General features: G+C 57.8%; 8 protein-coding genes. 2 read left to right on the top strand and 6 right to left on the bottom strand.

What is annotated here, in order from left to right; translation table 11 throughout:
• Positions 1-2: 2 nt before the first annotated feature.
• From BXY66_RS16495 to BXY66_RS16485, 3 genes are all read right to left on the bottom strand, one after another.
• Positions 3-1,370 carry an oligosaccharide flippase family protein gene (locus tag BXY66_RS16495; protein ID WP_132861479.1) on the bottom strand — a complete coding sequence of 456 codons (1,368 nt, stop codon included), beginning with the start codon at positions 1,368-1,370 and terminating at the stop codon, positions 3-5.
• Positions 1,367-2,206: a glycosyltransferase gene (locus tag BXY66_RS16490; RefSeq protein WP_132861478.1), complete on the bottom strand. Its 840-nt coding sequence runs from the start codon at positions 2,204-2,206 to the stop codon at positions 1,367-1,369. The genes BXY66_RS16495 and BXY66_RS16490 overlap by 4 nt, the downstream gene beginning before the upstream one ends.
• Before the next feature lie 103 nt (positions 2,207-2,309).
• On the bottom strand, positions 2,310-5,255 hold the full coding sequence (locus BXY66_RS16485) for a calcium-binding protein (protein ID WP_243694408.1): 2,946 nt from the start codon (positions 5,253-5,255) through the stop codon (positions 2,310-2,312).
• A gap of 253 nt (positions 5,256-5,508) precedes the next feature.
• On the opposite strand from BXY66_RS16485, the gene BXY66_RS16480 reads away from it, so the two are divergent.
• The gene (locus BXY66_RS16480; RefSeq protein ID WP_243694418.1) at positions 5,509-6,684 is read left to right on the top strand and encodes a serine hydrolase domain-containing protein; all 1,176 of its coding nucleotides are present in this window, start codon (positions 5,509-5,511) and stop codon (positions 6,682-6,684) included.
• A 100-nt stretch (positions 6,685-6,784) separates the two neighbouring features.
• Here BXY66_RS16480 and BXY66_RS16475 read toward each other — a convergent pair whose 3' ends face one another.
• Genes BXY66_RS16475 through BXY66_RS16465 form a run of 3 tightly spaced genes read right to left on the bottom strand, consistent with a single transcriptional unit; the run spans position 6,785 to position 8,806 of the window.
• The gene (locus BXY66_RS16475) at positions 6,785-7,579 is read right to left on the bottom strand and encodes a metal ABC transporter permease (protein ID WP_132861566.1); all 795 of its coding nucleotides are present in this window, start codon (positions 7,577-7,579) and stop codon (positions 6,785-6,787) included.
• Between the two features lies 1 nt (position 7,580).
• On the bottom strand, positions 7,581-8,336 hold the full coding sequence (locus BXY66_RS16470; protein ID WP_132861477.1) for a metal ABC transporter ATP-binding protein: 756 nt from the start codon (positions 8,334-8,336) through the stop codon (positions 7,581-7,583).
• The gene (locus tag BXY66_RS16465; protein WP_132861476.1) at positions 8,333-8,806 is read right to left on the bottom strand and encodes a transcriptional repressor; all 474 of its coding nucleotides are present in this window, start codon (positions 8,804-8,806) and stop codon (positions 8,333-8,335) included. Before BXY66_RS16465 ends, BXY66_RS16470 begins: the two co-directional genes overlap by 4 nt.
• Before the next feature lie 87 nt (positions 8,807-8,893).
• Between BXY66_RS16465 and BXY66_RS16460 the strand changes: the two genes are divergently transcribed.
• Positions 8,894-9,964 (top strand): zinc ABC transporter substrate-binding protein, encoded by a 1,071-nt coding sequence (locus BXY66_RS16460; RefSeq protein ID WP_132861475.1) that lies wholly within the window; start codon positions 8,894-8,896, stop codon positions 9,962-9,964.
• The last annotated feature ends 10 nt before the right edge of the window (positions 9,965-9,974 follow it).

The following is a 9,974-nucleotide window of genomic DNA, read 5'->3' as shown; positions in this document are numbered from 1 at the left end:
AATCAGGGCAAATTGAGGGCAGACAAACCACCAATGATTGGGTGATGCAGCCAAAAACTCAGGGCGGCAAGGGCCACTCCAACGCACCAGAAGACAAGATCGTGGCGGGCGTCCCATGCTTTGTGCCGTTGCGCAAGCCAGACCACAACCGGATAGGCCGCGACCATTGCGATGCCCTGTCCGACCAGCGCGCCGGTCAGGCCAGCTTGTGAGGCGCCGACGATCAGTCCCACGATCATCAACGTTGCGCGTATCGAGGCCAATATGAAAAATCCACGGGAGTCACCGGCGGCCAAAGCGGCATGGTCGTAGGTTAACGCGATGATTTGCGGAATTTGCATCACGGCAAGAAGCACGACGACCCCTCCGGCAAGGGCGTATCGCGGGTCATAGAGTACAGCGACCAACCACACGCCCAACACGGCAAAACCCGCCAGCAACCCCATGAGGCCAGTGCTCAGAAGCATGCGCATCTTATGTAGCTTCGCGCGATTATCGTCGCTCTCACCCGGAGGTTTCTCCCGATAAATCGGAATCATAACCCGTCGCATAACCATGCCGCCCAGCAGGAGCGGAAAGGAGGCAAGAAAAAATCCGATGTTGTAAACGCCCAAGGCCCCGAGATTGAGGAACTTCCCAAGTACGATCTTGTCACCTTGCGACAGCAGGAAGCCGGCAGCTGACGAGAGAAAAATCCATTTGCCAAACCCGATTAGTTCCCGTGCCGCGGGTTTCTCCCAGCGCAGCTTGTTGGCGTCACCCGGAAGGAAAACATAGTAAAAAATCAATTGCATGACCGTTGTGGTCACCGCATTCGCGACGAGCGCCCAAACTGATCCGGTAGTCCAGGCAATAACCACGCCTACGACCAGCCCGATGACCTGGGCGCTCAGGTCTATGGCCGTGATCCGTCCCAGAACCAGATTGCGGTTGGCGCTATCTCGTTTTGTTGGAAAAAGCCCCATGACCAGAAGCGTTACACCAACAACCGGCAGGATCTCCGCCAGTTCCGGCGCATCATAGAATGCGGCTGCAGGAGCGGCGAGTGACCATGTCACAGCGAGTAGAAGCACCCCGCGCAGAACTTGGATGGTCCAGGCCGTGTCCAGAAATGCGCGATCCTCGCCGCGTTTGGATTGAAGGATGGATTGGGTCACGCCCATGTCGCTCAGATTGCTCAGGCCCTGCAGGAAAACCCAGACAAGGCTCATGAGGCCAAAGGCTTCCGGAAACAGCAAACGTGTCAATATGAGGTTGGAGGCCAATCGCAAGGCTTGGCTGCCGCCATAGCCAAGAATGGTGAGCCCGCCCGACCGAAACGCTCTCGCAGAGAGGGAGTTGCCGGACGTGAGGCCGGAAAGACGACTCATCGGCCGCGCCCCCAACTGCCATCTTTTTGCGGGGTGAGTTTTACGATCACAGCCACAGCGCCATAGACCAGCATGCCGAGCGGATCGCTCAAGGCCATGCGCAGCTTCTCCCCGAATGAAAGGGTGTGTTTGTCGTCATTTTCGAGAAGGTAGGGATATTTCTCGGCGACTTCGGCCACCCCTGCGTTTTGTCTCCGTCGGACTTTAACCAGTGCAGGAAAGCCTTCGACCAACGGCCAGTCATATCCGGCATCAACGGCGATTCGCTGATCTGGCGAAAAACTCAGTCGCACATAAGTGTCGTCGGAGATGATTTTGGGAAACAGAACCCAGTTGTGCCGCCCCGCCGTGTTTACCGCAAACAGGCCCGCGCCGGGAACGCCATCCGTGACAAACGGGACCTGCGCGTAAATGCGTGCATAGGCCCGAGTGGCCCAGCTTTGGGCCGGAGCCAACCGCATCTGTCCGCTGGCGTAACGTGGTTCCTTCGTGTCTAGCACCACACAAAGTTGACGGAGCAGATCAGGATCTATGGTGACGTCTGCGTCCAGGTAAAGGCGCATGGGGAATTTGGCGATGTGATCCGCCTGATTGAGTGCGCCGATTTTTCCGACTGCCGGCATATCCAGCACGTCAATGTGCCAACCCCGGCTGCCGGCGATGCCTTCGTACATCTGAGCCCGCAGGACTGTGTCGTCTTCGCAGCCGTTGGCAGCCACGATCACCTGCGCCACCTTGGGGCCGGTGGAGGCCAGCACAGATTTCAGACAGGCATCAATGTGATCTGCCTCGTTGTGCGAAGGGATGATGATGCTCAACACCAGCGGTCGCCTCATTTCGTGCCCGATGTCAGGGCTTTGGCGCGACCTTACCAGATCACGAGGGCTGGCGAACAGTGGTCACCGAAAAAGCCCATGCTATCTGTGACTTGGCGTCCACTCAGAGCAAACCGGACATCGGGACCACCAGCGCGGGCGCCTCCGAGAACCCCACCGCCTCGATGTCGGTCAGCAGATAGTCACGACCCTCGGCAGTGGCGCGAATACGGCCACCTTCCCGCACAAACATGTAGTCCGTCCGTGTTCCCGGGAGAATTGCCTGGTCGCTGCCTGCTCCGCCGTGCAGGCGGTCCGCCCGTCCGTCCGCAATCAGCACATCGTTGCCGCCACCCCCCAGAAGGGTGTCGATCTTGACGGTTCCGGCAATCCGGTCGTTGCCGTCGGTGCCTTCAAATACGCCGCCATGAAGGAACGCACCCTCAATGCGGGTTTCGCTCCAGTGAGGACCGGCGTCGTTGTATTGCACCAGCGCCAAATGGCGCGGGGTTTCATCCCACAGATGGCGCAGATGCCCCCAACTGCCCCACTTACTGGATTTGCCGACGTCGTTGAAAGCATTGAAGCTGCGTCCTCCAAGCGTACGCCAAACGTCGAGCAACTCAGTGTAGAGCGCGCCCATTTCGTCGCTGGTCGACAATGCCGCAAAATAGTTGCCCAAGGTCTCGTTATTTGCCCATTCGCCGACGCCTGTCACATGGCTGCCGCCTTCGTACATGACCAAAGTAAGGCCGTTGTCGCGCGCGACTTTAGCCTGATAGGGCCACATTTCGGTGATCAGCTCTTTCATGGACCCGTTGCGCAGCGCATCGGCGGTTTTAGCGTCCATGCCGTTGTATTGCTGTTCCTCGACAAAAGCGGTTAGCGCTGCCCGTTGCAAACCCTCTGATGCACCCACCGTTTCGGCCCGTTCACGCGCCTCATCCAGCCATTGCAATACCTCTTCGGCACCGCCATCCATGCCAAGGCCGACGCCGAAATAGCCACTCACGGCATAGGCATCCAGACTAGCCACCGGTGGTGGCGCGCCGTCTTTCTGGGCCATGGGGGCGTCAAGCAAACCTTTTTCAAGTCCCGGCCAGTCGGTATGCGTTGCCGCAATCCGGACCAGTCGCGCATTGGCGGTACTGCCAAAGACGTCACCCCAGATCCGGCCCATGACACCCGCACGCTCGCCAGCGACTTGCATATGGCCATTTTCAACCTTGCCCCAACGCGCCTCCGCCTCCTTTAGCGCCCATTGCGCTTGCTGAAATCCCCAGTTCCAGACCTCATTGGAGTACTCGACATAAGCCACCAGCGACGGGTCAAGCTGATCGCGTACCGTTTCCGCAAATCGGCGCATGTACTCTTCCTCTGCGAGGTGAGGCATGTTGAACCAAGCATCCGCGCCGATCTCGTTGGCAAGCTGGATCATGGTCTCAACGGGAACGCCGCGCCAACCAAAGGAAAAATCTTCGACCAACGGCCGGTCATCCCAAACGGACTGCGTCGAGTTGTTGGTCTGCATCCAGTCCATGAACCGCACCAGCCTCAAATCGCCGACGACCCGAAGCCAGTCCGGATTGAACACGGCACCTGCTTCAAAAAGTGGAATATGCTTTTCCGCAACCACAGAAATGCTGTGAACGTAGTCCCCGGTGCGCGTCGGGTCGGTGCCACGGATACGCACGCCAACCTGGCCTTCACCGGGAGTGTACTCAAACCAGATTTCGTGATCTTCACGGCTTGTGACACGTGCACGGCCAGTCAACTCCACAGTGCCGCTGCCTTGCCAAGTGACGCGATAACGTCCAGCAAGGTCTTCCGCTTCGGGCGGCTGGTCTGTCAACATGATCGCTTCAACTGAAGCAATGTTGTCGGGAATGCCCCAGACCCAGCCCTCTTCGTCAAAAAGGCCAAAATCCTCCATCTGATCGGCGGACACACCGCCCCATTGGTCCGGCAAGTGTCCGACCCAGGGTCGCGCCGTTTTCATCAGGTCGATGAAAGGCAATTGCGTGCCCCAATCGGAAATCGCAGCCAGTCCCATGGCCAGGGCGGGATCGGCCAAGCCAAGTCCATTGGCGCCGCCAGTCGCGGGAGCGGTCGCCGGTGTTTTGAAAGGCTGCCCCGGTGCAGCCTCAGCCTTTTTTACGGGTGTCTCCAGAGCAGCGGCCCGAATTGGTTCAAGCACAAGGCGGTGGACTTCTTCCCGCACAGCTTCCCAATAGGTGCGCACGTCTGGGTGGATGGTCTCAGGCAAGTCGACTTCCAGCGGCAACTCCGTCTCCAGCAGACCCACGTAGCTGATCGCCGCAGCCAACAGATACAGCGTAGGTGTCCCATGGGGCGCATCATCGGTGTAAAGGTCCTCAGGCGTCATATCAAAAAGCACGCCGCCGTCGACAAGCTCCGAAATCACGCGGGCCACCGGCAATAGGTCGATGCGCACATCGGGGCGCTTAGATTGCAACTGCGTGACGTAGTCTTGATACCATTCGTCATAGTCGTCAGCGTTGAATCCTAAGTATTTGCGAAACTTGCGCGCCGAGGGCGGGAAACTCCCATAGCCGGACATGTCAGCCCATCCCTCGTAGATGACAAAGCGGTCCGGTGCTGCGTCGGCCATGCGGTCGATAACAGCCAGAGTGGCCGTCAAGGGCGACGCGTTGTCAGGGTTTTCGCCGTCAAAGGCCTCGGACGCGCTCTGGTATTGAATGAAATTGGCAGGGGTGATCATCACCACGTCCCAATCAACATCGTTGAAGTTGCGGAACTGCCGACCCCAGGCGCGGTCTACGCCGGAAAACCGCCAGTTCGCCTGCGGCGTTTCATTCTTGGCAAAATCGCGCAAAAACCCCCACTGTCCGTCGATCGCAATTGATTTGCCGTCGGCTTCGGCCAACTGCGCAAGCCAGTGCGGCACCGTGGTTTCGTCGGTGTCACTCTGATGGTGGACGAGGCTGTTGCCAAAGACATAGAGATTGAGCGCATCGCGCTCCTGTGCGGCAACACCGGAGCCAAAAACTGTGAGCAGGCCCAAGGCCATAGCCTGAATCAAACGCATGAAGCGATCCTTTACGTGTCGCGGTTGTTCCGAGTATGTGGCGATTCCGTACCCGCATGGAAGGGGGGAAGCTTGTCGCACGCGGAACCACATCTCGGTGACCTACGTAATCTTACAGGCTTGTCCCGCAGACATGCCACCGCCACTCTGGTGGCAACTCAAGGCGCAATGGGAGGCGCGGCGCATGATCGGCACAGCAGACCCTCAATCTCGAGGTTTTGATCCAGTCCGGCTTGACCGGATTGGCGACTGGATGGACCGGCTTGTGGCGGCGCGCCACCACGCGGGCAATGGCATCCTGATCGCTCGCGAAGGTGATGTAGTTTACGAACGCACCGCCGGTTTGCGCAGCGTAGAAGATGGCACCCCGTTTGAGCGGGACACCGTCGTGCGCATCTATTCCATGTCAAAGCCGGTGACGACAGTTGCCCTGATGATGCTGGCGGAAAAGGGTTTGTTTCATCTGGATGCGCCGGTGTCGGATTTCATTCCTTCTTTCTCGGATTGCACCGCTTTGATCCCGGGTGCCTCCCGGATTGATCAAGTTGAACCCTGCGCCACACCTACCTTGCATCAGCTTGCCACGCACACCAGCGGTACCAGCTATCCGTTCAATCCGGGCATTCTGCCCAAAGCGATGGCGGATCAGAACATCATTTACAAAAATGATCAGGAGCCATTGGCAGAACTGACCGACCGACTTGCTGCTTTGCCGCTGGCATTCAAACCCGGCAGCCGGTGGGAATATTCGGTTGGCATTGATGTTTTGGGGCGCGTGATCGAAGTGGTTTCCGGCAAACCGCTTGATGTTTTTCTTCAGCAGGAGGTTTTCGACCCGCTTGGAATGTCCGAGACCGGCTTTGCAGTCAGACCCGGTACCGAAGACAGGTTTGCGGCGCTCTATACCCCGCTGGCGGGTGACCCAATGGGACTAAATGATGCCCGCGCAGGAGAAGACAGTCTGCGTCTGGTTTATGGTCCCGACGATGCAGCCTTTCGCGCGCCCTCTCTTCTGAGCGGCGGCGGAGGACTCGTTGGGACGATGGACGACTACATGAAGTTCGCAGAAATGCTACGACGGGGTGGGGCCTTGGGGGATGCGCGGTTGTTGTCGCCTCGGACCTTGCGCTTCATGATGTCGAACCATTTGCCGGGCGACATCGCTTCTATGGGTCCGCAAAGCTTTGCGGAGCAACCGATGGAAGGCATGGGATTTGGTCTCGGCGGTGCCGTATTGCTCAACCCAGCGCGGGTGCGAGTGGCTGGCAACGTCGGTGACTTCAGTTGGGGCGGAATGGCTTCGACATTTTTCTGGGTCGATCCCGTGGAAAATATGTCGGTGGTGTTTTTCACCCAATTGGCGCCTTCGAGCTTTTACCCAACCCGACCACAAATCAAAGCAGTTGTGCACGCTGCATTGACCGGTTGATGCAACGCACGCTGTCTTAAGTGCCGGAATCGCGCAAAGGAACACCGATGCGATACCGACGTTTTGCAGATGTTTTACTGACAGGGAATTCGGCCGGATTTCAGCGTGTTAACCCGATTCTCGCCACAAGATTGGTTGCGGCGAAGAACATGGCTGCCACGCAAACGATGGATGGGCCCGCGGGTGTGTCCATTGTGTAGCTGAGCCACAAGCCTCCGCAGGCCGACGCCGCACCAACCAGTGCCGCACTGGCTGCCATTGCTTCCGGCGATCGTGTCACCGCCCGCGTCGCCGCCGCCGGGATCACAATCAAAGCCCCAATAAGTAAGGCGCCAACGACCTTGATTGCCACAGCCACAACCACGGCAAGTCCGATCGTCAGGACAAGTTGCTCGCGTTTGGGATCAATGCCGCTGGCATAGGCAAGATCCGGATTGAGCGTAGACGTCAAAAGGCCCTGCCATCGCCAGATCATCAAGGCAACCACACCGATTGCTCCCAGCCAGATTACGACAAGGTCGCTCTTTGACACGGCGAGGATGTCCCCGAACAGGTACGACATCGGGTCAATGCGAATTCCTTGCTGAAGCGACACTGCAACCAGGCCAAAGGCTAACGCACTATGCGCCAGCACACCAAGCAATGTGTCCATCGCATATCCCCGACCGGCAAGCGTTGTGACGGTGAGCGCCATAGCCAGAGCAACCGTGAGCGTGCCGATGAAAATCGATAGCCCAAAGGCCAGCGAGAAAGCCACGCCAAGGATTGCGGCGTGTGCGGTTGCATCACCGAAGTAGGCCATGCGACGCCAGACGACGAAGCATCCCAACGGTGCCGCTGCAAGAGCGACGCCGATACCTGCGAAAATCGCGCGCACCAGAAAATCATCAAACATATCAGTGGCTTTCGTGATGCTGATGGTCGTGGTCGCAGGCGTCCCCATCGTGGTGATGGTGATCATGTTCGTGGCGGTACAGCGCCAACGCACCGTGCGTGCCTGTGCCAAACAAAGCGCGATATTCCGGAGCAGAGGCCACCACTTCGGGTGCACCGTGGCAGCAGACGTGCCCGTTGAGACAGACCACGCGATCGGACGCGCTCATGACCACATGCAACTCGTGGCTTACCATGAGTATTGCAGCGCCTGTATCGCGGCGTACCCGCTCGATCTGGGTGTAGAAATCGGCTGATCCTGGCTGGTCGAGACCTGTCGTGGGCTCGTCCAGAATAAGGAGATCAGGTTCGTCCATGAGGGCCCTTGCCAGCAAAACACGCTGGAATTGACCACCGCTCAGGCCAGACATTGGCCGATCGGCGATGTCTTCGACGCCGGCTTGCGTAAGTGCCGCTAGAGCGGCGATCTTGGTACGCCGATTTGGCAGGCTCAGAAACCGGCCTGCGGTCAAAGGGAGAGTGGGATCAATTGAGAGGCTCTGAGGGACATACCCAATTTTCATGTCCGCCGCTTTCAGCACTGTCCCGCTGTCCGGCCGGATCGCGCCGATCACGCTGCGCAACAGGGTCGACTTGCCCGAGCCGTTCGGCCCGACAATCGTGACAATCTCGCCTTTGTCGATGGTCAGGTCCACATGAGACAAAGCCTGATGCGCGCCCAGCTTCACCGACATGTCTTTTATGGTGACCAACCTCATGTTGCGGGCTGACACGAGGGGCACAGGCCTTCGGCCTCGACCACTGTGCTTTCGATCTTGAAACCCATTTCCTTGGCAACTGCGCCAAGGCTAGCGCGCATGGACATGCCTGTTTCGGCAACCGTCTCGCAGTCCCGACAAATCAGGAAAACCGGGGCGTGATCATCCTGAGGGTGAGTACAGGCTACGTATGCGTTGAGCTTTTCGATTTTGTGCACAAAGCCATTTTCAGTCAGGAAATCCAATGCGCGATAGACCACAGGAGGCTGCGCGGCAAAGCCCTCTTCGCTGAGAAGGCCAAGAATGTCATAGGCCCCCATCGCGCGGTGTTCCTGCAATAGAATTTCCAGCACGCGCCGTCGTCCTTTGGTCAGCCGCAAGCCTTTGGCTGCGCAGACCTCTTCGGCAGCCTGCATGCCGCTGCCTACACAGGCAGCGTGATCGTGTTGTGCAAACCCGATACTATCCATTTGGACCTCCGACAGATTTCGACTTGATATAATATAACATTTTCATTAGTGCCAGTCATCGCGTCACATTAATACAAAGGTGCCCTGATGAGAATTCTCCCCGCAAGCTTCGTTGCCCTTCTGGGTGCCGGCATCGCTGCACAAGCCGAAGCGCCCCGTGTAACGACAGACATCGCGCCGGTCCATAGCCTTGTTTCAAAGGTCATGGAAGGTGTCGGAACCCCTGATTTACTGATCAAGCCGGGTGTCTCACCGCACGGCTATGCACTGCGTCCGTCCGAAGCCCGTTCCCTGCAAGACGCGGATCTGGTCGTCTGGATTGGGCCAAAACTGACCCCTCAGCTTGAAAAAACAATCGAGTCTCTGGCCGGTGATGCGCACCACATGGCGCTATTGAACCAAGAAGGCACCGTGGCTCACGACTATCGTTCTTCGGACGACTTTGAGGTCGCATCCGACGATGATCATGGCCATGACGATCATGCTGAACACGACGATCACGGTGACGAGGAGCATGCCGGTCATGATGATCACGATGATCACGGTGATGAAGAACATGCCGGTCACGATGAACATGAAGAACATGGTGACGAAGATCACGCTGGGCATGATGACCATGATCATCACGATCATTCCGGCACCGACAGCCATGCTTGGTTGGACCCTGAAAACGCCCGTGTTTGGCTAGGTTTGATTGCCGCCGAACTTTCTGAAATCGACCCTGACAATGCCGCGACATATGCGGAGAACGCAAAGAGTGCGCAGGCGGAACTTGATGTGCTCGAAGCGGACATAGCGGCGAAATTGGAACCGGTCCACGCCAGCCGCTTTGTCGTTTTCCACGATGCCTACCAGTATTTTGAAAAACGGTTTGACCTTAAGGCTGCCGGCGCTATCCGGGTTGGAGATGCTTCGTCGGCCTCCGCTGCGCGGCTCCGCGAAGTGCGGACTACTCTAAGTGACAACAAAATCGAGTGTGTCTTCAGCGAACCGCAATTCCCTGACGAGATTGTCGCCTCTGTTTCCGAAGGCTTGGATATCAAGACGGCTGAGGTTGATCCTCATGGCGCCACCCAGGAAATTGGGCCGGGTCTGTATTATGCGGTTCTGAGCAATCTAGCGGATAACTTCGCGGCTTGTCTGGACCACGATCACTAAGGGATTTGCG

The organism is Shimia isoporae, assembly GCF_004346865.1.
GTDB lineage: Bacteria > Pseudomonadota > Alphaproteobacteria > Rhodobacterales > Rhodobacteraceae > Shimia > Shimia isoporae.
Note: the sequence above shows the minus strand (reverse complement) of the source record. Positions and strands in the feature narration are given on the sequence as shown.

What these genes read in the sequence shown, in the direction of transcription:
- BXY66_RS16495 (WP_132861479.1), bottom strand. Translation starts at nt 1,370, where the DNA reads ATGAGTCGTCTTTCCGGCCTCACGTCCGGCAACTCCCTCTCTGCGAGA.
- BXY66_RS16490 (WP_132861478.1), bottom strand. Translation starts at nt 2,206, where the DNA reads ATGAGGCGACCGCTGGTGTTGAGCATCATCATCCCTTCGCACAACGAG.
- BXY66_RS16485 (WP_243694408.1), bottom strand. Translation starts at nt 5,255, where the DNA reads ATGCGTTTGATTCAGGCTATGGCCTTGGGCCTGCTCACAGTTTTTGGC.
- BXY66_RS16480 (WP_243694418.1), top strand. Translation starts at nt 5,509, where the DNA reads ATGGACCGGCTTGTGGCGGCGCGCCACCACGCGGGCAATGGCATCCTG.
- BXY66_RS16475 (WP_132861566.1), bottom strand. Translation starts at nt 7,579, where the DNA reads ATGTTTGATGATTTTCTGGTGCGCGCGATTTTCGCAGGTATCGGCGTC.
- BXY66_RS16470 (WP_132861477.1), bottom strand. Translation starts at nt 8,336, where the DNA reads ATGAGGTTGGTCACCATAAAAGACATGTCGGTGAAGCTGGGCGCGCAT.
- BXY66_RS16465 (WP_132861476.1), bottom strand. Translation starts at nt 8,806, where the DNA reads ATGGATAGTATCGGGTTTGCACAACACGATCACGCTGCCTGTGTAGGC.
- BXY66_RS16460 (WP_132861475.1), top strand. Translation starts at nt 8,894, where the DNA reads ATGAGAATTCTCCCCGCAAGCTTCGTTGCCCTTCTGGGTGCCGGCATC.